Annotated in this window: 1 protein-coding gene; it reads right to left on the bottom strand. The window is 51.5% G+C overall.

Annotated elements, in window-relative coordinates; genetic code table 11:
• Window positions 1-182 (bottom strand): H-NS histone family protein (locus tag ACYP5B_RS37515; protein ID WP_459572950.1); only part of this gene is annotated, 182 nt, incomplete at its 3' end.
• Window positions 183-305 lie beyond the last annotated feature (123 nt).

The raw sequence follows: 305 nt of genomic DNA, 5'->3' as shown, positions 1-305 counted from the left end.
ACCGCGTCTGCTGCGGGACGGCCACGGCGACGCTTTGGAGCGATGTCGTCGGCAGTCAACTCGTGCTGTGCCATTAGGGCTCGAATCTGTTCGATAACGCCAGCGACTTCTGCTGCTCGCACTTCGGCGATCTGAGCCTCGAGTTTTTCCTTTTCGGCCAGCAGCTGTTTGTATGATGCCATTGCTTTCTCCATTTCTATGGTAACTCCAGCATCGTACATTACTTCGAATATTGCAACACGTTCAACCGATATATCGAGGTCTACACCAATCAATGGATAATGTAGCCCTAGCCTTCAATTCGC

This window comes from Cupriavidus sp. 8B, assembly GCF_054589115.1.
The sequence above is the reverse complement of the archived record's forward strand: the minus strand, read 5'-3'. Positions and strand labels throughout refer to the sequence as shown.